Origin of the sequence: Actibacterium naphthalenivorans, from assembly GCF_014196965.1 — a bacterium.
GTDB lineage: Bacteria > Pseudomonadota > Alphaproteobacteria > Rhodobacterales > Rhodobacteraceae > Actibacterium_A > Actibacterium_A naphthalenivorans.
This window is the reverse complement of sequence record NZ_JACIEQ010000011.1, coordinates 21,568-42,701: the sequence shown is the minus strand read 5'-3', so window position 1 is coordinate 42,701 and position 21,134 is coordinate 21,568. Positions and strand designations below refer to the sequence as shown.

The 21,134-nt window shown below is 61.3% G+C and carries 17 protein-coding genes and 1 pseudogene; 14 read left to right on the top strand and 4 right to left on the bottom strand.

Annotated elements, in window-relative coordinates; genetic code table 11:
• Positions 1–378, top strand: a 378-nt coding sequence (locus GGR17_RS18230; RefSeq protein WP_183314809.1) for a DUF736 domain-containing protein, incomplete at its 5' end; no start/stop codon positions are given.
• Positions 379–804: 426 nt separating this feature from the next.
• Here GGR17_RS18230 and GGR17_RS18225 read toward each other — a convergent pair.
• A complete protein-coding gene (locus tag GGR17_RS18225) occupies positions 805–1,737 on the bottom strand; it encodes a hydrogen peroxide-inducible genes activator (RefSeq protein ID WP_054540525.1) in 933 nt (310 codons plus the stop codon).
• A gap of 176 nt (positions 1,738–1,913) precedes the next feature.
• Here GGR17_RS18225 and GGR17_RS18220 point away from each other — a divergent pair, with 176 nt between their 5' ends.
• The 6 genes from GGR17_RS18220 to GGR17_RS18195 all read left to right on the top strand — a co-directional run bounded on the left by GGR17_RS18220 (position 1,914) and on the right by GGR17_RS18195 (position 9,304).
• A complete protein-coding gene (locus GGR17_RS18220) occupies positions 1,914–2,156 on the top strand; it encodes a TFIIB-type zinc ribbon-containing protein (RefSeq protein ID WP_054540524.1) in 243 nt (80 codons plus the stop codon).
• An 81-nt stretch (positions 2,157–2,237) separates the two neighbouring features.
• On the top strand, positions 2,238–2,858 hold the full coding sequence (locus GGR17_RS18215; RefSeq protein ID WP_054540523.1) for a carbonic anhydrase: 621 nt from the start codon (positions 2,238–2,240) through the stop codon (positions 2,856–2,858).
• Positions 2,859–2,895: 37 nt separating this feature from the next.
• A complete protein-coding gene (nhaA, locus tag GGR17_RS18210) occupies positions 2,896–4,320 on the top strand; it encodes a Na+/H+ antiporter NhaA (protein WP_054540522.1) in 1,425 nt (474 codons plus the stop codon).
• Positions 4,317–5,225 carry a universal stress protein gene (locus GGR17_RS18205; RefSeq protein WP_054540521.1) on the top strand — a complete coding sequence of 303 codons (909 nt, stop codon included), beginning with the start codon at positions 4,317–4,319 and terminating at the stop codon, positions 5,223–5,225. Before nhaA ends, GGR17_RS18205 begins: the two co-directional genes overlap by 4 nt.
• A gap of 296 nt (positions 5,226–5,521) precedes the next feature.
• Positions 5,522–6,409, top strand: a complete 888-nt coding sequence (locus GGR17_RS18200) for a universal stress protein (RefSeq protein ID WP_082386772.1) — start codon at positions 5,522–5,524, stop codon at positions 6,407–6,409.
• Positions 6,410–6,580: 171 nt separating this feature from the next.
• Positions 6,581–9,304: a cation-transporting P-type ATPase gene (locus GGR17_RS18195; RefSeq protein ID WP_054540519.1), complete on the top strand. Its 2,724-nt coding sequence runs from the start codon at positions 6,581–6,583 to the stop codon at positions 9,302–9,304.
• A 53-nt stretch (positions 9,305–9,357) separates the two neighbouring features.
• On the opposite strand, the gene GGR17_RS18190 is transcribed toward GGR17_RS18195, so the two are convergent.
• The 3 genes from GGR17_RS18190 to GGR17_RS18180 form a co-directional block, all read right to left on the bottom strand.
• Entirely contained in the window at positions 9,358–10,980 is a 1,623-nt protein-coding gene (locus GGR17_RS18190; RefSeq protein WP_054540518.1) for a cation:proton antiporter family protein, read from the bottom strand.
• Positions 10,981–11,473: 493 nt separating this feature from the next.
• Positions 11,474–11,806: a hypothetical protein gene (locus tag GGR17_RS18185; protein ID WP_054540517.1), complete on the bottom strand. Its 333-nt coding sequence runs from the start codon at positions 11,804–11,806 to the stop codon at positions 11,474–11,476.
• Positions 11,806–12,081 carry a hypothetical protein gene (locus GGR17_RS18180; RefSeq protein ID WP_054540516.1) on the bottom strand — a complete coding sequence of 92 codons (276 nt, stop codon included), beginning with the start codon at positions 12,079–12,081 and terminating at the stop codon, positions 11,806–11,808. Before GGR17_RS18180 ends, GGR17_RS18185 begins: the two co-directional genes overlap by 1 nt.
• Before the next feature lie 629 nt (positions 12,082–12,710).
• Between GGR17_RS18180 and GGR17_RS18175 the strand changes: the two genes are divergently transcribed.
• From GGR17_RS18175 to GGR17_RS18150, 7 genes and pseudogenes are all read left to right on the top strand, one after another.
• Entirely contained in the window at positions 12,711–13,640 is a 930-nt protein-coding gene (locus GGR17_RS18175; protein WP_054540515.1) for a DUF2493 domain-containing protein, read from the top strand.
• A 133-nt stretch (positions 13,641–13,773) separates the two neighbouring features.
• Complete coding sequence (locus GGR17_RS18170; protein ID WP_255353470.1) at positions 13,774–14,790, top strand: nucleotidyltransferase family protein; 1,017 nt, start codon at positions 13,774–13,776, stop codon at positions 14,788–14,790.
• Positions 14,791–14,797: 7 nt separating this feature from the next.
• Positions 14,798–14,893, top strand: a pseudogene (locus tag GGR17_RS20650) (DUF2493 domain-containing protein); the annotation flags it as partial.
• A gap of 538 nt (positions 14,894–15,431) precedes the next feature.
• Positions 15,432–15,638, top strand: a complete 207-nt coding sequence (locus GGR17_RS18165; RefSeq protein WP_007120662.1) for a hypothetical protein — start codon at positions 15,432–15,434, stop codon at positions 15,636–15,638.
• 519 nt (positions 15,639–16,157) lie between these two features.
• The gene (locus GGR17_RS18160; RefSeq protein ID WP_054540514.1) at positions 16,158–16,751 is read left to right on the top strand and encodes a transposase; all 594 of its coding nucleotides are present in this window, start codon (positions 16,158–16,160) and stop codon (positions 16,749–16,751) included.
• Entirely contained in the window at positions 16,738–19,071 is a 2,334-nt protein-coding gene (locus GGR17_RS18155) for a relaxase/mobilization nuclease domain-containing protein (RefSeq protein ID WP_054540513.1), read from the top strand. Before GGR17_RS18160 ends, GGR17_RS18155 begins: the two co-directional genes overlap by 14 nt.
• Positions 19,072–19,079: 8 nt before the next feature.
• On the top strand, positions 19,080–21,080 hold the full coding sequence (locus GGR17_RS18150; protein WP_054540512.1) for a type IV secretory system conjugative DNA transfer family protein: 2,001 nt from the start codon (positions 19,080–19,082) through the stop codon (positions 21,078–21,080).
• Positions 21,081–21,134 lie beyond the last annotated feature (54 nt).

The window sequence follows — 21,134 nt, the reverse complement described above, 5'->3', positions numbered from 1 at the left end:
GGCTCGATCTCGGGCGAGCTCACCGCCATGGACGCCGACAACGCCTTCACCGGCTACATCGCCAACATGATGTTCGATCTGGAGTTCATGCTGATCGAGAACAGCTACAAATCCGAGGAGACCCACCCCGATTACCGGGTCGAGGTCAGTTCGCCCCGGGGCACGCCGATCCGCGTCGGTTCGGCCTGGATTGCGAAGAGCAGTCGCACGGGCAATGACTACCTGTCGCTGCTGATCAACACGCCCGATGGCGATCTGCGCGTCAACGCCGTGCAGAACGAAGAACAGCGCGGCGGCCAGACCTTCTCGATCATCCCGTTCATCGACAGCGGTGAGCAGCCGCAGGACGCGGGCGCGGGGCTCTCCTTGGTCGCGTGACCAGCGCGCGCGAGGAGACGATCTGAACCGAAAGGGGAGCCGTGGGACCACGGTTCCCCTTTTGCTGTGCTGGTGTGGTTGAATGAACCCTGCCTACATTGTAGACGTTCGTGTCGCCTGCAGCTAATGCTACCGAAGAGCCCACACCGGAAGTGTCAGTTCCTTGCTGCGCGCGCACGCAGAATTTTTCCCCTGCAACACCGCGAGTTTCGTCGCTACAGCGCGGCGAGATAAGCCGTCGTTCACATCAGGCAAGTCGCAGTGAGATTTTGAGACGAATGAGCAAGTCGCGGGACAAAGTCGCTGCGTCTTGAATGTGTCGACTGCACGCGCACAAGGTGGTGATCGATGTCATCGGCGGGTGTGTCCTGAATGCCGTTGCCATTTCGGGAACTGACGTCACGCCGATGAGGATGTCAGAAGGTTTTACTGGTCGGCTGCAAGAACCCTAAACTCCTTTTGGACGACGTCCCTGATGAAATCAGCCAGGTCTGCGTAGCCAGATGACCGTCCCGCCCCTTTACGCCATACAAGTCCAATTGAGCGGGAAATGCGGCGCCCTTTGAGGGGGATGGTCACAACATCGCCGAGCCGGGAAATCTCGGACTGCGCGTAAAGCGCGGGCAGAAAAGTCGTGCCCATATCCATCGCCACCATTTGGCGTAATGCATCCAGGCTGGTTCCTTCATAATCGCGGATGAGCTGGGCCCCGAAGCTTTCACACAGGGCATGCACCTGATCGTGCAGATGGTATCCCGGGGAAAGCGATAGGACCGGCAACCCCTTGAGGTCGGCAACTGAAACAAACGCGCGCCCGGCCAGCGGGTGGTCGGCGGACATCGCCAGGAAAATCGGTTCGGTGAACAGCGGCGCGGCTTCGAAGTCAGGATTATGGATCGGCGATTGCGCTAGAATGACGTCATGAATTCCGGTTCCAAGCTCTGTCTCGAGGCTGGTTGGTTTGGCTTCGCGGATGTAAAGCTTTGTATCCGGATGTTCGCGATGCAAGGCCGCGAGAACCCGAGGAAGAAGATAGGGGCCCAATGTGGCATTTACTCCCAGGCGGATGGTTCCTGTCATGCCCTGAACAGCCGCAGCGGCATAGTCTTTGATCGATTGCACATCGAAAACAACGCGGCGCGCCCGGGCCACAATCTCGCGACCCAGGGGAGTAAAGATCACTCCACCGCGCGCGCGTTCAACCAATCGTACGCCCAAGGCGCCTTCCAGGTTCTGCAATTGCACACTGAACGACGGCTGGCTGATGTCGCAGGATTCAGCCGCTTTTCGGAAATGTTCGAAATCGGACAACGCTACGAGATATCGAAGCTGTTTCAGGGTCACCTGGGATCGGGTCATGGTCTCTTCATTTCTTTGAGGAGGCAGAGATTGATAGAATATTCCTATCAATACTTTCGAAGAATTACCATTCAACTATGGTTGCGAGATACCCAAATGAAAAGTGCGGCACCCGAAGCGGGCCACCGCGAGCGCTATGTGGGAAGTCCCCAAATCAAACAAAGATCGGAGATCACATGAAATGCCCCGTCGACAATACTCCCCTAATCATGGCTGAGCGCAGCGGGGTCGAGATTGACTATTGCCCCAATTGTCGAGGGGTCTGGTTGGATCGCGGCGAGTTGGACAAGATCATCGAACGCGCGACAGCGGCGGCTGTCGATCATCCCGCGCCCGACCGGGTCTATTCCGATCCGTCCGGGCGGAGGCGCAAGCCCAAAACGGCGAGCTCTCTTCTTGGCGATCTTTTTGATTTTTGACCGCTCACCCTGAACAACGCAGGCCAAACCGCCCTGGATTGCACAGGGCGATGTCTGTGCCGCCACATGAGGACTCTATTCATGCCGAAAGAACTAATCGCAGGGTACGCGCGTTTCCGGGATGGCTATTTCAAGGATAACCGCGCTCGTTTAGAGGCGCTGGCCGCGGGGCAAAGCCCGCGGATTTGTCTGGTGTCCTGTTGCGACAGCCGCGTCGATCCGTCCACGGTGTTTGATGCGCATCCCGGCGAGCTTTTTGTCGTGCGCAACGTGGCCAACCTTGTGCCGCCCTGCGAGGATGATGGCACGTTTCACGGCACAAGCGCGGCCCTGGAGTTCGCTGTTACCGGTCTGAACGTTCAACATATCGTTGTGCTGGGCCATGCGCAGTGTGGCGGCATCCGCGCGCTGGTAGACAAGGATCCCGACAGCGCCAACGGCTCGTTCATTGATCACTGGATGAGCATCGCCGAACCCGTGCGTGAGACACTGGATGCAGACCCCGATGCCAAGGGCGAAGCGCGCTACGCGGCCTGCGAAAAGCATTCTGTCGCGCATTCGCTGCACAACCTGATGAGCTATCCCTGGATCAAGTCGCGCGTCGAGGATGGGGCGCTGACGCTGCACGGCTGGCACTATGATCTTGCAGGTGGCGCGCTGTCGATCCTGGACGCGGACTCGAAAGAATTTCTGCCAGCGTGATCCGCGGGCTTATGAGTTGAAAGTTTGAAAGAAAAACATGAGCAAATCCGATCTGCACGCCTCTGATGACGGGTTGACCCTTGCCCCGTGGGAAAAGAGTTTTCGCCGCATCGTGACGCCGTTTGAGCAGTTTCTGCATCGTCAGACCACAAGCGGCCTACTGTTGATGGGTATGGCGGTGCTGGCGCTTGTCCTAGCCAACGGGCCATTTGCCGAAGCGTACGACAAGATACTGAAGACCTATGTCGGTATAGGTTTCGGCGACTGGACGCTGAAGATGTCGTTGCATCATTGGATCAACGACGCGCTGATGGCGTTCTTCTTCTTCGTTGTCGGGCTTGAATTGAAGCGAGAATTTCTGGTCGGAGAACTCGCCAATCCACGCAACGCTGCGCTGCCGATCGCGGCAGCCATCGGTGGCATGGTGGTGCCGGCGCTTTTCTACTTTGCCCTCAACCCAAGCGGCGATGCGGCAGCGGGCTGGGGCATTCCGATGGCGACCGATATTGCCTTTGCGATTGGTGCCATGGCGTTGCTGGGCACACGTGCCCCAAAGGCATTGGTGACCTTCTTGGTTGCGTTAGCCATAGTAGATGACCTGGGCGCGGTGATGGTGATTGCCGTTTTCTACACCGACTCCATCGCTCTGATGCCCTTGTTCATCGCCGTTCTTCTGTTCTTGGTGCTTCTTGTACTGAACCGAAGCGGCGTTCGCGACCCGGTCCCGTATTTTCTGGTCGCCGTGCTTTTGTGGTACGCGCTTCTGTCGTCGGGGGTCCATGCGACACTGGCCGGGGTGATCGGGGCGATGACCGTGCCCGCATACCCAAAATACAATCCGGAACGGTTCAGCGCCCATGTCCGCGCCTTGATGGACAGGTTCGATGCCAGCCATCGGAGCGGGCAGAATGTGATGACCAACATAGAGCTGCGCAGCGAAGTAGAGGCCCTGAGAAACGGTGTTACCCTGGTCGAAGCCCCTTTGCAGCGGCTCGAACAGTTCTGGCACATGCCCGTGGCCTTCCTGGTGATCCCGATCTTCGCGCTGGCCAATGCCGGTATCGCAATAGACACTGGCGCGTTGGGTGAAACCCTGAGCAATCCTGTCTTGATGGGGGTGTCACTGGGCCTGATCCTGGGCAAGTTCATCGGCATCACCGGAGCCAGTTGGCTGGCCATCAGGTTGGGCCTGGCCGTCTTGCCCAGTGGCACCCGGTTCACCCAAATCGCCGGAGCATCCCTTTTGGCCGGGATCGGCTTTACCATGTCGATCTTTGTCGCACAGCTTGCCTTCGAGGGGCAGGATGACCTGCTGTTGATGGCCAAGACCGGCATCCTTGGCGCGTCGTTTCTGGCGGGCGTGACCGGATTTGTCTGGCTCTATCTTGTCGGCAACCCGACACCTGACTCCGAGCAGCAAGCCGAACACCGCCGACCCGTGCAAAAGCAGGAGATGTCATGAAGCGGTTCACCAATATACTGGTGGTTTTCGATGATGCAATTGGCGCAGAGGACGCGTTGGAACAAGCGGTGTCGCTGGCCCGAGAAAACACTGCACGTTTGACTGTCACGGTGGTTTTGCGTGACGGTGAGGCTTCCCCTCAACTGGTCGCCGAAACCGAAAAGCGTCTTCGCCGACTCTCCCTTGGCGTCCAGAATGCCGGCGTATCCGATGTCCAGACGTTGGTCCTCACCGGAATACCATTTCTTGAAGTCATTCGGCAGGTTATTCGCGCCGAACATGATCTGGTGCTCGCGTGCGCCGAATCCGGCAGTACCATCAAACAGATTTTCTTTGGCAGCACTGCGACACATCTCGTACGGAAGTGCCCGTGCCCAGTGTGGATCGTCAAGCCGGATCAAGTCGTCCCTTACCAAAGAATCCTGGCGGCTGTAGATCCGCACAATTCGGATTCAGAAGACCAGATCAATACCTTGATCATGGGTCTGGCGACATCCCTGGCGTCGCGCGACCACGCTGTCCTGCACATCACGCATGCATGGGACGTCGATGGGAATGATCGCGATTCCCTAAGGTCAGAGATCACCATCGAACAGCGTGACGCCATCCTAAAGCGTCACCACGATAAACATCATGCAGCGGTCAACAGCCTCCTGTCCCGCTATTCGACATCGCAATTCAATCACCGCATTCATTTGCCGAGAGGACGCCCGGAGCGGGCGATTGGCCAAATTGTCCGACAGGAACAGATCGACCTGATCGTGATGGGATCCGTCGCGCGTGTGGGAATTCCTGGATACTTTATTGGCAATACCGCTGAAACAGTTCTGGGTTCGCAGAGGTGCAGTATTCTCACAGTAAAGCCGAACGGATTTGAAACACCGGTTTTGCTGCTAGAAGAGTGACCCTTCAGGTTCTCAACGGCCAATGCCAGCTTGGTAGCCCTCAAGGTGCTTGGCTAGTCCGCGCCGCAAGGTTGTCGCCTGCGGATCAAGGTGCCTACTGCGAAACCACGCGCTAGGGAACGCACCAAAGCAAGAGGCCTCCGTTTCACCTTTCTGCACAGGGGAAATCGAAGCGGGCCTTCCCATTTTCGACCTGATTCCTGCTGAATTCAGGAGTGCGAGTACCCATTTATTGCATAGTGCGGCGACGGGTTTCCGCTCTGTAGTGGCCGCGTGTTTAAAATGGAGGAAAATCAATGAGACGTATCCTGACAGCAACTGACTTATCTGCAAGAAGCGACCGCGCATTTGAACGTGCCTTGGCACTGGCAAAGGAGACTGGTGCTGAATTGCACGTTCTATATGTGATCGACGAAGACCTGCCGAGCCAGATCTTCGCCGATCTTTCAGAAGCTGCCCGGGGAGACATCGCCAAACTCCTGTCTGCAAAAGGCGAAGGCGATCGCGCGGTTGTCCATGTCGAAGCCGGTCAACCCTGGAAGGTCATCGTGCAGAAGGCGCAAGACCTGGAGGCCGATCTCATTGTCGTCGGCACCCACAAAAACCGTGGCATCGCAGAGCTTTTCGCAGGCACGACACTCGAACGGATGGCAAGATACAGCGATACCCCGGTTTTGCTGGTTCGGGATCCGGTGACAGGCCCTTACAATACGGCGATTGTTGGGGTGGATTTCTCCCCGATGGCGCGGCGGACGGCCGAGGTCGCCGCTCGCGTTGCACCCGTCGCCGATCTCACGCTCGTTCACGCCTATCATATCCCATTCAAGGGGCTGACCATGCGTACGAATGCGGAGGGCGACATTCCGAAAAAAGAACGCGACGCCATTGAGCGGCCGCTGTTTGCAGAGTTGACGAGGTTCATCGAAACTCTCGACCTCGCCAAGGACCGAACAAGGCAGAAGTTGCGCGAAGGCGGAACCACCTCAATTCTAGGGCAGGAAGTCCGTCGCAGCCGGGCCGATCTGTTGGCTCTGGGTGTGCATGCCCGATCGCCCTTGGTGCTCGGTTTGCTGGGAAGCACGGCGATTGATGCCATGTCGTCGCCCCCCTGCGATGTGCTGCTTGTTACGGCCATCCGTCAGGATGCGGCGGCCGAGACGTCGGAATTGCAGCCAACGGTTTGAAATGTGGACGCACCGAAGGCCGACTTGCCCTAGGATGATGTCTATCGGGTGTCGCCGCTGATATCGCGCACGCCGGAAGAAACCAGGTCAGAGGCTATTGTGACAACCGCGCAAAAGGAACACGTCCGGTCAGGAGCCAAAGACTTGGCGCGCTACGAATTGGAGAGATAAATGACAAAACCGGCACGGAGTCGGGATTTCCATGCTCTTTCGACGGATGATGCTCTGCTCGCCCTCGACGTGACGGCACAGGGATTGTCGGCCGCCGAAGCGGATCGGCGCTTGCAGGTGCATGGCGCGAACCGACTGCCAGACCCCCCCCGGCCCAGTGCCGTGCTGCGGTTTCTGGCGCATTTCAACAATGTGCTGATCTATGTGCTGCTGGGTGCGGCCGTCGTCACGGCGGCGCTGCAACATTGGATAGATACCGGCGTCATTCTCATGGTCGTGGTCGTCAACGGCGTGATCGGGTTCGTTCAAGAGGGGCGCGCCGAACAGGCGATGACGGCGATCCGGGGCATGCTTGCACCCCGCGCGGCGGTCCTTCGCAACGGCCGCCGCGTCAGCGTGGACGCCGCCGATCTGGTGCCGGGTGACATCGTCCTGATAGAGGCCGGCGACCGGGTTTCGGCCGATCTGCGCGTGATCGAGGCCCGCAGCCTCAAGGTCGAAGAAGCGATCCTGACCGGCGAATCCGTTCCGGTCGACAAGGGCGCTGGGCCGGCCGCGAAAAATGCATCCCTCGGTGACCGGACCTCGATGCTGTTCAGTGGCACGCTCGTTGCGACCGGAACCGGACGCGGCGTTGTCGTCGCCACCGGGGCCGGCACGCAGATCGGAAAGATCAGCGGCATGCTTTCCGAGGTGCAGACGCTGACCACGCCGCTCGTGCGCCAGATGGACATTTTCGCCCGCTGGCTCACGCTGTTTATCCTCATGATAGCGGCCATCCTTCTGGTCTATGGCTATTTCGTCAGCCACCTGCCATTCTCAGATCTTTTCATGGCCGTGGTCAGCCTCTCAGTGGCGGCAATCCCGGAAGGCCTTCCGGCAGTCCTTACAATTACGCTCGCGGTCGGCGTGCAGGCAATGGCCCGGCGCAACGCCATCGTCCGCCGTCTCCCGGCAATCGAGACGCTCGGCTCGGTCTCGGTGATCTGTTCGGACAAGACCGGCACGCTGACCCGCAACGAGATGATGGCGGCAACGCTCGCCGCCTCGGAGCACGTCTATTCCATTGGCGGGAACGGCTATTCCCCCGAAGGGGCCGTGCGCTGGCGCGAGGCCGATGTCGATCCGGACGAGCACCTGGTTTTGACGGAATTCGCCCGCGCCGCGGGATTGTGCAACGACTCGGTTTTACACGATCATATCGACGGATGGCGCGTCGAAGGCGACCCCATGGAGGGAGCGCTGATGGCGCTGGCCGGCAAGATTACCGGCCATGGCTCCGAGCCGTTTCAGAGCTGGTGTCGCACCGACGAGATCCCTTTCGACGCCGCGCATCGCTACATGGCGGTGCTGCATCACGACCATGACGGCAAAGCCCGTATCCACGTGAAGGGCGCGCCCGAGGCGGTGATAGCGATGTGCCAGAAGCAGTGTGCACCCGATGGCGGCCGCGAGCCGCTCGACAGCGGGCACTGGCACAGGGCGGTCGACGAACTGGCCGCCGAGGGGCAGCGGGTGATCGCGGTGGCAACCCGCGCGGTCCCTGGCGATCACCGAACGCTCGAGCTGGCGGATCTGGAGGGGAGGCTCATGTTGATCGGCTTGATCGGCCTGATCGACCCGCCCCGCGCCGAGGCGATCGAGGCCGTGGCCGAGTGCCACCGCGCCGGAATCCGGGTCAAGATGATCACCGGCGACCACGCCGCTACGGCGCGTGCCATCGCCGAACGCATCGGTTTGCAGAACCATGACCGGGTTCTGACCGGCGCCGATATCGAGGCCATGGACGCGACCGAATTGGCGGAAGCGGCGGTGAGTACCGATATCTTCGCGCGCACCTCGCCCGCCCACAAGCTGCGCCTCGTCACCGCGCTTCAGTCGCGTGGTCTAACCGTGGCGATGACCGGCGACGGGGTGAACGACGCCCCCGCGCTCAAGCGCGCCGATGCGGGGATCGCGATGGGGCAGAAGGGCAGCGAGGCCGCCAAGGAGGCCGCCGAACTGGTGTTGGCCGACGACAATTTCGCCTCCATCGCCGCCGCCGTGCGCGAGGGGCGCACGGTCTACGATAACATCAAGAAGGTCATCAGCTGGACGCTGCCCACCAATGCGGGCGAAGCCCTGACCATCGTGGTGGCGCTCTTTGCTGGTATGGCCCTGCCGATCACGGCGGTGCAGATCCTTTGGGTCAACCTCATCACGGCCGTAACGCTCGGCCTCGCGCTTGCCTTCGAGCTTTCCGAACCCGGCACAATGCGACGCCCGCCCCGGCCTCGCCAGGAACCCCTTCTGACGGGCGAACTGATCTGGCACATCGTGCTCGTTTCGACGCTTTTCCTGGTCGCGGTTTTTGGGATCTTTGCCTATGCCATCGACAAGGGCTACCCGCAGGTGCTGGCGCAGACCATGGCGATGAACACCTTGGTGGTGCTGGAAATCTTCCACCTCTTCTTCATTCGCAACATCCACGGCACGTCGCTGACCTGGGCTGCGGTGAAGGGCACCAAGATTGTCTGGGCCTGCGTCATCGCGGTCGCGACTGCGCAATTCGCGATCACCTATGTTCCGCTCCTGCAGGCTGTGTTCGGGACGCAAGCCGTCCCATTGCTGGACGGCCTGCTGATTGTCGGCGTCGGCGCCGTGTTCTTTGCGTTGATCGAAACCGAAAAGCAGATGCGTTTCGCCTTGCGGAGACCTGTGCTGGAGAACCGGAACAGAGGGTAGATCACCGGTCAGGAGAAGAGTGCAATGGGCCACCGATCAGCACCAGGTGGAGATCAGCAGTGGGGTGCATTGGCCTCAAAGTACGAGTCAGGTGTCTCTGTGTGATCGGCAAATCCGGTGCCGGCTTCACGGTAGATGTTGAAGACGCTCGTGGCGCCGTTTCGGCGCAGGGCTTCCTCCTCATCCGGAAACTTTGCCGTTGCCGCGATACGGCCCTCGAAACCGATGTTGCGCAGCTGTTCCAGGGCGTCCAGACTGGCCACAAGGTTCGGCAGCGCCAGCATCACCAGATTGATCTGGTGGTTCCGGTCAACCTTCTCCCAGAAATCTGCGTCACTTGGATCGCCGTGAATAACGTTTCGGCCCTGCGCTTGGTGCGCCCGCACTTGCTCGGAGCCGAAGTCGATCCCGATCACCGTATCGCCGTGCAGCGCTCGCATCTTGTCATAAGCGCCTGTGCCGACCCGTCCCATGCCGAACACCGCAATCGTCGCGCTGCTCGTATCCAGGTAGTCGTCGTCGGGTAGCCGTTCAGGTCTTTGGAACCGGGTCCAGAAGCTGCGGAACCGCCCATAGATGCGGTCATCTTTGGCGACCAGAGGCGCGGTGACGACAAAAGATGCCGCCAGCGCCACTGCGACGACAACAAGCCACTCGCTGTCGAGCCAGCCGTTGGCCACCCCTACCGCGGTGACGATCAGGCCGAATTCGCTGAAGTTCGTCAGGTTCAACGTCGCCAGAAGCGAGGTCCGGGACCGCAGCCGGAACCGGGTCATCAGCACAAGGAAAAGCGCCGACTTGGCAAACATGAGCGGGGCGAGCGCGAGGCCGACCAAAACCGCGGACCACGAGAGTTGGCCGGTCAACCCGATCGACAGGAAGAACCCGACGAGGAATAGATCCTTGAACCCGAACATGGACTTGGCCAGCTCGTTGGATTTCGCGTGACCTGCGACCAGTACGCCGAACGCAAGGGCGCCCAGATCTCCCTTTACCCCGACCAGCTCGAACAGTTCGGCGCCGCCCAAGGCGAGTACCAGCCCATAGAGGATCAAGAGCTCGCCGTGCCCGACACGGTGCAACAAGCGGATGAGCGCCGGGCGCAGGACCACCAGCAACACAAGCAATACGGCCCAGGGCGAGGGTAACTTGCCAGTCGAAACGACCAGAAATACCACCGCAGCCAGATCCTGCATGATCAGAATGCCGATGGCGAGGCTGCCGTGCAGCGCATTCATTTCGCCCGCCTTTTCCAGCGAGCTGACGGCAAAGACGGTGCTGGAAAAGCTCAGCGCGAAGGCCAGGGTCAGCGCGGCGCCAAAGTCGAGCTCGGCAAACAACGGAAGGCCCAATAGCGCCAGCCAAAAAACCAGGATACCGAATACGACCGTGACAGCGCCGGAATGCAAGGTGGTGACCGCCCAGACCTGGGGCTTGAGCAGCATTCTCAGGTTCAGCTTCAGGCCAACGGTGAACAACAGGATCGTGATCCCCAGATCAGCCAGTTTGTTGAGGACCTCACCACTCGAAAACCCCAGGAAGTGCAGCGCAAACCCGGTGGCGAGAAATCCGACCAGCGGTGGCAATCCGACCTGGCTTGCGAAAAAACCAAGGAAGAAGGCCAGCGAGATCCAGGCGACATCCCCAAGCGCGATCGCGACCCATTCGAATTCCATAATTCCCCCTAAAACGCTCACCGTATTTATGGCCACTTACTGGCTGCGGCGCAAACCATTGCCGAACAGAATCGGTAGCTATTTCTGTACCGATACCCCCCGGTTTCCAAGATCGCTGCTCTGGACGCGAACGGCCCGAGTGGCGGGCTGCACCGTTGCATCTCGAACTGGGGGTCAACGTCCCCAGAGGATCCGTTGCGATGCTTGATACTGTTCAGGCTAGGGTCGACAGAATCCGCATCTTGCTGCCTCACCTAAGATGCCGCACAAGGTCGGTTTGAATTCCGGCCATCGGCGCGCCTTTGAATGACTGGTTCGGTGGTTTTGCTCGTTGCCGGATCTCTGATGCTGCAGGTGCGATCTGCGATTGAGGGGTTTCTGCGGTCGCATCCGCTGCACTTGCATAGGTCCGCTTAGTCCGCATCTTGTCCGTTCAACTCGAGCGCAGCGAAGGTCCGGTCTACAACTTTCCCGCCACTCCTTGGCTCTAAGGCTAATCAGCGAACACCTGTCTCGCTGACGCCAGTCGCATCCAATCCCGGCCGCCGAACGCGACAAGAGCGAGATAAATCTGCCCGGCGTCTACATCCGGTTTGAATACGATGGTCAGTCGCTGACCGGCGCCGCCATGGCGCACGAGCCATCCATCCAGTTTGCCGCTGAGCCGAGCACCAGATGTTGGGTTTGCAGAAATTTCTTGGAGAAGGGCATCGATTTCATCCAGGCGGCGGCTTGCTGCTGCAACGTCACCGTCAGTCACGTCGACAATATGGTTAACGATACCGATAAGGTCCCGTTCAAAGAACGGATGCCTGATAAAACGCATCAGGTCTTTTGGGCCATCGCGGCAAGATGGGCCCGTGCGCCTTTAGTGACGCCGGCGGCATCGCCGACAGGTTCCCATTGATCGAGAGGCAGGGACAGTCGGCGCTCCAGTTCTGCCTCAAGCAAAGTACGCTCAAGGTCACGTTCAGCCTTAGCCTTCGCCAATTCACCCGAAACTGCGGCGCTCACATTGGGGTACTCGCCTGCTTCGACCAGTTCCCTTGCGAAGGTGTAGGCGGTGTCGGTGAAACTGACGGATTGCTTTTGAACGCTCATGGCAAACTCCTCGGTGCTCCAATAGACTACCAAGTATTGCTATACCTGGCAAGCCGGGCAGGCCGACCACGAGAAATGCGTCAACAGCCTTGCGGCCTCCCCAGCTCGGCTTCGCGTGTCGCAGGGGAGAACGGCCCTTCGGTCCGTCGCGCATTCGGCCATGCGGCCTCACCGCGGTGTTGCGCCTGGCATCCCGGTTTGCCCGCCTCGCGAGCACGTCCCTCCCCGGCCGCTCCGCCGGATTGCGCTCTGGTCTGTTTTGGCCCGAGGCCAAAACGTTCCCGCCGCTCCATCCGTCTCCCGCGTCCGGTCGGGCCGTTTGCCTGCTCGGGTCGGGCAAACCTACCGTCAAAACACACACACATGAGTGCGGAAGCATATCCTCCGGATGGCCCCCAAATCAGCCCGCGTCAAGGATCGCAAAACTTTTCGGCGAGGGCGGGGCCCGTGGCGCGGGGCGGTCCCGTATGTGAGGCCGCGCATGTTTCGAGTGCTGTGCGCAGAAAACTTTTGCGCCCGGCAAGCCGGCGGCTGCGCCGTCCCTGACCCGGGCAGATTCGGAAACCAGGCATTCGGCCATGCCCCCACACTCACGTGGTGGCCTTGGAACCGAACACTGGAGACCAGACATGGCTTACGACACCGCAAACACCTACGAGACCATCGAGCTTTTCGGACTAACCGAGAAGGACGCGCACCTGCCGATCCCGGAGGATCACATCCTGACCGACCGCATCATCCGCGAGAGCTTCGAGGCTTTGCTCGGGCAGCTGCGCGGGACCGGGCTTGAAGCCGAAATCGAACCGCTGGCCCATGGGCTCGCGACGATCCTCCAGCGCCGCAAGGTGGCGCTCGGCAAGGAGGTCGACCGCACCGCCGACAAGATCGGCGCGCTGGCAAAATCCCACGACGGATCGGAGATCGCCGAGACCGCGCTCGAAGAGGCGCAGGCCCGCTTTCTGCAACTGCGCGAGATTGTCGGCGCCATCGAGGTGATGAGCGAGGCGGCGGCGGAATGCTACGAGATCGAGACCGGCCATGCCTTCATTCCGGCGGCAGGCTCGCGCGCCAGCGTCCGGGCGCAAGAGACCGGGGCGGTCTTCGAGGCGCGGCAGCTCCTGGAGCAGCACGATCGCGAGACCGCCGAGAAGTCGAAAGTCGAGGGGGTGCCCCTGATCGTCTCGGGCGCCACCGACTGGACCGATGTTGATGTGGTCTTCAACACGCTCGACAAGGTTCGCGAACGGATCAAGCAGAACCGTAACCAGGATATCTTCCTCTGCCACAAGGGTGGCAAGCACGGGGCGGAGATGATTGCAGCTCGGTGGGCCCGGGCACGCGGGATAGCACAGGCGCGCTTCGATCCGCGCTGGTCCGCGCATGGGCGGGCGGCACCGTTCAAGTGCAACGACGAAATGCTGGACGACAAGTTCGCGGCGACAGGGGTTGTTCTCTTCGGCGGCAACGGGGTCGCGCTGAACCTCGGGCAGAAGGCGGAAGCGAAAGGCCTGAAGGTCATGCGGGTTGCGGACCCGGCGAAGAAGACCGCGGAGACTTGAACATAGAGGGTCGCCTTCGGGCGGCCCTTTTTCCTTTTCTCATCGGAGTGACGGTGCCACAAAAAACTTATGCCTAGCAATTTTATGTTTTGATAGGTATATGCGTGCCAAGCAAAACTTGGAAATGATTGGCATGACCCCACTCAGCAGCATCGCGATGAGCGCCTATACCGATCTGGTACGTCTTTTGAAGGACGACGCTTTGTCCGGTGTCGAAGGCAAGCCGACGCTCAAGGAGCGCGGCGACAAGGCCTATTGGTATGCGGCGCGGCGCGTCGGAACCGAGATGCGGTTCATCTATATCGGCGAGGACAGTGACGAGACGCGTGCACGAATCGACCGGATCGAAGAGCTGCGCGCGACCGCCAAGGATCGGCAAGCGGAACGGTCGAGGCTTGTTCGGCTCTTGCGCGCGGAAGGCATGACGCCCACCGATCGGGCAACGGGGTCCATCCTGTCGGCGATGGCGGCTGCCGGGACTTTCCGTTTGGGGGGCACCATCGTCGGAACCAATGCATTTCGCCTCTATGAAGGCGAGCTTGGTATCCGTCTGCCAATTGGCGGTATGGCCAATACTGGCGACATCGACATCGCGCAGTTCGAGAAGCTCAGCGTTGCCTTGCAAGATCAGGTCGATCCCGGTCTGGCCGAGACCTTCTCGGCGCTCAAATTTGATCCCTTACCGGCTCTTGACCAAGGTCGGACCTGGCGGTGGGCCCAAGGAGGCAGCGGCCAGTTGGTCGAGTTTCTCACACCGGCCTTCGGAGATGAGACCATCCGTGATCTGCCAGCGTTGGGCGTGAATGCCCAAGGATTGAACTATCTGAACTTTCTGATCGCTGAGCCGATCCACGCAGCGGCGATCTATCGATCCGGCGTTCTCGTGCAGGTCCCTCGTCCAGAGCGCTATGCGATCCACAAACTGATCGTTGCTGATCGGCGGCGTGATGGGGCAGGCAGCCTCAAATCCGCAAAGGACCGCGAGCAGGCGGCCTTCCTGATCGAGGCGATGGCCGTGGATCGCCCTGATGATCTGACGGATGCCTATGTCACCGCTAGTGAGGTTGGCCTGCGCTGGCGGGAGCATATTGGCAACTCGCTGAAGCGGATGCCTGAGACGAAACTAATCCTCGACGGGTTGGGAGAGTGATTGCCCCAACGGGGTCGCACAGAACCTCGGACAGAAGGCGGAAGCGAAAGGTCTGACGGTCATGCGGGTTGCGGACCCGGCGAAGGCGGCGTCACGGGATTGAAGAGAGGGGGTCGCGCTTGGCGCGGCCCTTTCGTCATGTCTCATGGCGCGTGCGGTCGGTCGCGCGTGATCGGCAGTCTGCGGCGGCCAGCACTGTCATCGCTCTACCCGGTCCGTCAGTGTTCGGTCCATCCGCATCGGTACGGGCTGGGGATTGTGCGCACCTCACGCACATCGAAAGCAGCGCAAGACGCGAGGGGTCGAGACGTCGCATATGAGGCTGAAGACCTGCACGTCCCTCGGGGCGTGTTTCGGAACATCGCATCCACGCGGGCGGGCTCCGTCAGCACTCCGGCCAGGCTCGGCGGGACGCGGACGCGGATGGTGGCGGCTGCGTGATGGCAAGGGTCATCCGGATCACTCCTTTTTGCTCATAGATGTGGATCGCACGGGGTCGGCCCGTCCGTGCCCTCAGCTCACGCTTCGGCAAGCACAAATACGGCTTCCATGGCTAGCCGCGGACCCTCCGCATTTGCGCTTGCGACCGGGCCTCTTGCCCCCGTGCCGGGTGATCCCCATCGCAACAAGGAGTAACCCAAATGACCAACCACTACGTCGCCACCGTCCCCGTCAAGTTCACCGACACCGATGGCCAGGAGCGCACCCGTTTTCAACGCGTGGGCGCGATGTTCCGCAACACCCGCAACGGGGATGGATCGGAGTTCTTCAGCCTCAAGCTCGACTTCCCGGTCGCGGTCTCGGAGCTGGTGATGTTCCCACCGAGCGCGAAAGATCCCCAGGACTAAATCCTCTGACGAGTATGGGCCGCCCCAGGACGATCTTGGGGCGGCCCGATCCCTGTTCCAGGGATGCCGGTCCCTGCGCATTCAAGGGACGCACTTTTCCCCGAATGATCAGGCCGCGACAGACCGGCCAGTCAGCCTCAAGGGGGCCATCCACAAAAACCTATCGGCCAGGGCCTCCCGGTTTTTGCGGCAGAGATTTGGGGACCCAAATCTGGCCCTCCTTGACCCTGCCTGTCCGCCCTGTCGGTGGGGTTAGCGCCCGCCCGCGGCTCCGTCCGAACACATGCGTGTTCGTCCAGACCCTCGGGCGGTGCTGGCGGACGGGACCCCTAGGACAGGTGGGTCGCCCGGTGGTGAGGGCGGCAGAGCCGCGTCCCTGCGGGCCGCGGCGTGAAGCGGACACCAAGGCTGCCTGAGACTGAATGCGACGTAAGTATATAATTGACATCTTGGTATAATATCGTAAGGTGGGGGCAGCCTTGGTGGAAGGTGGCAGGAAATAGGGGGTCTTTCTTCCGCATGTCCCGAACAAAACGCCTGACAGAGATGGAGAAGATGCAGATCGTTCGCGAGGCTGCGGAAGGTGTGTCCACCTCTGAGTTGGCGGAGCGTTTCGAGGTCACATCGCGGGCCGTGCGCTACGTCCTGAAAGCTGATGCCGAGCGCCAGGCTGATGCTGCGATCCCAGTCTCAGCTGTCAGCGTGAAGGTCACGGCTGCGGAGCTTGCGGCGCTCGACGCGGTGCTGGCCGAGGCAGGGATCGAGAGCCGGGCCGAGGGGCTGCGGCGGCTCATTCAGGCGGCGGGTGGGGTGTTCGTTCCGGACGCGCAGATGGCGGCCGAGATGGCGCGTTACCGCGCCTCTCTGCACGAGGTCGGGAATGGGGTCGCGCAAATTGCCAAGCAGATGACGCAGGCCAACCGGATGGGGCAGGGGGCCGTGGGCGGCACGCGTGCCGAGTTCACCGAATTGCGCCTTGCCCAGATGCGCGGGCTGGCGCGGTTCATTCTGGATTCTGCTGACGAGATCGATCTGCTCCTGCGCCGCCGTCGGGACGCAATGCAACTGCAGGCCACGGCCGCGCTGAGGGAGTTTGCCCATGCGGCTGAATGATGCCGTCCATGCCGTCACGGGCGAGGTCTTCCGGGATGGCTGGAGCCGCGTTCGGGGCTCGATGCAGGGGCTGCATGTGGCCAAGCAGAGCCAGCTTGTGCGCGCGGCTGCGGGGCATCGGCCAGCGGTCTTCAAGGCGATCCGGGGCGGGGGCACGCATACCAAATCGCAGCTCGCAAACCAGCTCGACTACCTTACCACCAAGTCTACCCATATCGTCGACAGTAGCGGGTTTCTGGATGGCAAGGCGAAGCTCGAGGTCAAGGACATCAAGGACCTGACCGAGCGCTTTGCCAAGCGGTGGGATGCGGGTTTCAAACCCAAGCTGGGCCAAACCACCCACATGCTCATGTCCTTCCCCATCGGTACGCGCGGCGAGGATGTGCGCGACATCGCGACGGACGTGGCCGAGCGGTTCTTCCAAACCGACGCGGGGCATTTCGACTACATCATCGCGGTGCATGAGGACCGCGATCACCCCCATGCGCATCTGGTGCTGAACCGTCGCTCGCAAGAGGGCGAGTTCTTCTTTCTGGGGCGGAACCACCGCTTCAACTATGACGACTTCCGCCTCGCAATGGTCGAGGAGGCGGAGAAGTATGGCGTGCGCCTGGAGGCCACGCGCCGAGTGGATCGCGGCGTCGTGCATTACCCGGCCCGCACCAGCGAGGTCTACGCCGCGAAAGAAGAGGGTCGCGCGCCCCGCGAGCGCGAACGCGTGGGGGCCGACCTGACCCGGACGCTGGCGGAGATCGCCAACACCAGAACCGTCTACCACTCGCTTGCTGCGGAGGCTTCGCGTGAAGCCCGCGAGGATATTGCGTCGGCCCTCTTCCGCGCGGGCGAGGTGCTGGCGCATGGCGGGCAGGTGGACCGAACAGGAGATGTGTATATGGCAGAGGATCAGAGTTTCGAGGATCTGAGAAGCCTCTATGCGGAGAAGCTCGCGCGGGTGCAGGGCATGATCGCCGAAAAATCTGACGCGGACCGACCCGTGCTGGAAAAGCGCCTTATCGAGATCCAGGCGCAGGTCCAGCACATGCAGCCTCTCGGATTGCGATCATCCACGCTGTCAGAGACCCCCTCGGAGGGCGGGATCTATTCCGAGGAGAACATTGACACCAACCAGCTCGCGCGACTGGCCGAGCCCGACCTGAGATCGCGCATTGACGCGGCCCTGCGGGGTACCGGGATCAGCACATCCGAAGTCGTGGCCCGGATCGAGACCGGTGCTTCGAGTGCGGCTCTCGAGCATCAATGGATCGCCGACGATCTCTCCAAGGTCGCTGAAGCCCGCGATCTGAATCTCGAACGCCGCGCCGATCTGGAACAGGCGCGCGACATTCTCAACAATGTCCATGTCGAGCTTGGCACGCTTCTGGAACGGGAGAACGTGCTGCGCCGGGATGGTGTCATGGAAGCGGAACCGGTCAGTGAGCGGTTCCATTATCACCGGGACGCGGTCCGGGCGATGGAAGGGACAATCCGTCAGGAGATGCGCGCAGAGGGCCTGACCGCGCAGCAGATCGAGGAGCGGGACTGGGAGGTTGTCTCAAGGGCGGAGCGCCGGATCGAGGCGGAGCAGCGCGCATATATCGAGGCACACCCGGACTTGCTCGCACGTCCCGGCGATGTGATCGACCGGTCTGAGCCCTACAGGGAGACCATCACCGATGCGGCCCGCGCCAGCGAGATCATCCGCGAGGTTGACCGGATCATGGAGGCACGCGACCTCCGCATGCCCGTTGCAGATGCTGTCACGGATGACTTACGAGCGCGCTATCCGGACATGCCGTCCCACCTCGCCCGCGGGCTCGGCGCGACCTACGCGGCCGTCGTCGAGATCCGGGACACGGAGGCCATCAATCAGGTTCGCCGCGACAACGAGTTGCGCGAGGGGCTTGGGGTTGGCACGCGTGACGCACCCCTCGCGACCCGCGATGAAACGGCGCCGCAGACTGACCGTACCGACCGCCTTGCAGACGAGATTAAGCGTGTTCTGGACCATGAGCGGGCGGGGGAGTTGTCCGCGCCCTTCGAGACCGAGGCGGAGCGGGACGCATTTCGCGACGAGATCGCGCGGGTGCTGGACGTTCGCCAACTCGACCGGCTCACATCCGGCGATGCCGATGCGCTGGAGAAGGTTCTCGAGGACCGCCTCGACCGGCTCTATGTCGCCAAGGTCTATCTGCAATCCGATGCCGCGACGGCCAACACGGAGGCCTTGCGCCAGGTGGTCGATGATCTTGCCGACACCGAATACGAAAAACACCGCACCACAGACGTGGATGGCGAGACCGAGCGGGGTCAGGTCCATTGAGCGCCTCCATGGGAAAAGCGCGGATCGCCACAGGCGTCCTGTTGGTGACGCTTGTGACCGGGGCCATGGGCTATACCATCGCCTCGGCGGTGCTGGCCTACCAGGATCTCGGCTTCGGGGCCGAGATCGACTTTGCCTATATCGCGCAGAACTATCTGGCGATCCTTGATCGCCGACCGGAGGACGCGCAACTTATTCACCTGATCATCGGCAGCTTCGCGGCTGCCGGCCTGATGCTGAGCCTCGCCCTCTCGGGCTCCGCCCTCACACGGTTTGGCCAGACCCATTGGCAGACCGAGCGCGAGATGAAGGCCAATGGCTTCTTCGGGGCGCCGGGCACCGGGTTCATCCTCGGCAAGCTGGGGCCGCCGGGCTCCCGCGCCAACTACATTTGCTCCAAGGTCTTCCCCCATGCGCTGATCGTGGCCCCCACGGGCCGCGGCAAGACCACGGGCTTTGTCATTCCGAACCTGCTGACCTGGCAAGGCTCCGCCGTGACGCTCGATGTGAAGGGCGAGTGTTTCGAGGCCACGGCCCGGCACCGCGCAGCCCAAGGCGACAAGGTCTATCGCTTTGCCCCCACCGATTGGGAGGGCAAGCGCACGCATCGCTACAACCCGCTCCTGCGCATCTTTGAGCTGAAAGATCCCGCGCGCCAGCAGATGGAACTGCAGCTCCTGGCGACGCTTTTCCTGCAAAGCGACAATGACCGGGTGCAGGGGCTCCTCAAAGGCGGGATCGATCTCTTCGTGGCGGCAGGCCTGCTGGCCTTCCAGCGCAAGCGCCCCACCTTGGGCGAGATCTACCGCATCGCCGCCTCGGGCGGGAACAAGCAGAAGGAGTATTTCGCGCGGGGCCATGAGGTGGACAACAGGGCGGCCAAGCTGATCTTCACGCGGCTGGCCTCGACCAACAATGACACCCTGACCTCTTACGTCTCGCTCCTGATGACATCGGGGCTCGACCAATGGCAGAACCCGGCGATCGATGAGGCGACGTCCGTGTCGGACTTTGACTTCCGGACGATCCGCAAGAAGCCCTTTTCGGTCTATCTCGTGGTCCAGCCGCTGATGGTGAAGCCGCTCGCGCCGCTGATCCGGCTGTTTTTCTCCGACCTTCTCTCCGCCATGCAGGAAAAGGATCCCGGACCGGATGAGCCCTGGCCCGTAATGATCATGCTCGACGAGTTCAATCGCCTCGGCAAGATGCCCATCGTGGTCGAGAGCATCGAGACCCTGCGTACCTATCGTGGACATCTGGCCGTGGTCACGCAAACGATCCCCGCCCTCGATGAAATCTATGGCGAAAACACCCGGCGCGCCCTGCAGGGCAATGCCGGCGTGAAGCTCTATTTGACGCCCTCGGATGAAAAAACCGTCGAAGAGCTGAGCAAGGCGGTTGGCAAGACCACGAAGACCGTTATCACGCGCTCTCAGTCCATCGGGAAGAACCCCTTTGAAGGGCGCAGCCAATCCACGCGGACTGAAGAGAGCTCTCTCCTGCCCGAGGATGAGGCGCGCCGCCTACCGCTCGACGAGATCGTCATGGTCATCGATGCCCAGATGCCGGTCCGCGCGAAGCGGATCCAATATTTTGACGATCGGCTGTTCAAGGCGATCCACGCGGCGCAATCAGGCGAGTTGCCGTTTCCGAAGCCGGGGGGAGGGGGATCGCAAGGCACGCTGCCGCTGAGTGTGCGCGCCATGCCGATGTCGCCGCCCGCGAACGGACCAGGTGGGTCTGACGCCGTTGTGGAGACCACACGCCAAGAAGCGGGCACTCAAAAGTCGGGGCAAACCGACGTCGCTTCAAAAAAGACCGCGCCTGTCGTTCAAGCTGTGATCGCTGAGGAACAGCGACAGATGGAGATGGATTTTGGGAGCCAGATTGCGGATGCCGAGGCTGCGAGCGTAGTTGATAAGGTGCAGATGCGCTCTGCTGTCGATGGCTTGGACGAGATGGAAGCGATGCTGCAGGACGGGGATGTCGGAAAGCTGGTTGCTCGATAGGATGAAAAAAGCGACTCTCTTGCGGGGTAGATTGCGGAAGTTCGAAGTGGCCGC

Bases quoted from the DNA above. Each gene is read 5' to 3' on its own strand.
- GGR17_RS18225 (WP_054540525.1), bottom strand. From the start codon at position 1,737: ATGACCCGATCCCAGGTGACCCTGAAACAGCTTCGATATCTCGTAGCG.
- GGR17_RS18220 (WP_054540524.1), top strand. From the start codon at position 1,914: ATGAAATGCCCCGTCGACAATACTCCCCTAATCATGGCTGAGCGCAGC.
- GGR17_RS18215 (WP_054540523.1), top strand. From the start codon at position 2,238: ATGCCGAAAGAACTAATCGCAGGGTACGCGCGTTTCCGGGATGGCTAT.
- nhaA (WP_054540522.1), top strand. From the start codon at position 2,896: ATGAGCAAATCCGATCTGCACGCCTCTGATGACGGGTTGACCCTTGCC.
- GGR17_RS18205 (WP_054540521.1), top strand. From the start codon at position 4,317: ATGAAGCGGTTCACCAATATACTGGTGGTTTTCGATGATGCAATTGGC.
- GGR17_RS18200 (WP_082386772.1), top strand. From the start codon at position 5,522: ATGAGACGTATCCTGACAGCAACTGACTTATCTGCAAGAAGCGACCGC.
- GGR17_RS18195 (WP_054540519.1), top strand. From the start codon at position 6,581: ATGACAAAACCGGCACGGAGTCGGGATTTCCATGCTCTTTCGACGGAT.
- GGR17_RS18190 (WP_054540518.1), bottom strand. From the start codon at position 10,980: ATGGAATTCGAATGGGTCGCGATCGCGCTTGGGGATGTCGCCTGGATC.
- GGR17_RS18185 (WP_054540517.1), bottom strand. From the start codon at position 11,806: ATGCGTTTTATCAGGCATCCGTTCTTTGAACGGGACCTTATCGGTATC.
- GGR17_RS18180 (WP_054540516.1), bottom strand. From the start codon at position 12,081: ATGAGCGTTCAAAAGCAATCCGTCAGTTTCACCGACACCGCCTACACC.
- GGR17_RS18175 (WP_054540515.1), top strand. From the start codon at position 12,711: ATGGCTTACGACACCGCAAACACCTACGAGACCATCGAGCTTTTCGGA.
- GGR17_RS18170 (WP_255353470.1), top strand. From the start codon at position 13,774: ATGACCCCACTCAGCAGCATCGCGATGAGCGCCTATACCGATCTGGTA.
- GGR17_RS18165 (WP_007120662.1), top strand. From the start codon at position 15,432: ATGACCAACCACTACGTCGCCACCGTCCCCGTCAAGTTCACCGACACC.
- GGR17_RS18160 (WP_054540514.1), top strand. From the start codon at position 16,158: ATGTCCCGAACAAAACGCCTGACAGAGATGGAGAAGATGCAGATCGTT.
- GGR17_RS18155 (WP_054540513.1), top strand. From the start codon at position 16,738: ATGCGGCTGAATGATGCCGTCCATGCCGTCACGGGCGAGGTCTTCCGG.
- GGR17_RS18150 (WP_054540512.1), top strand. From the start codon at position 19,080: ATGGGAAAAGCGCGGATCGCCACAGGCGTCCTGTTGGTGACGCTTGTG.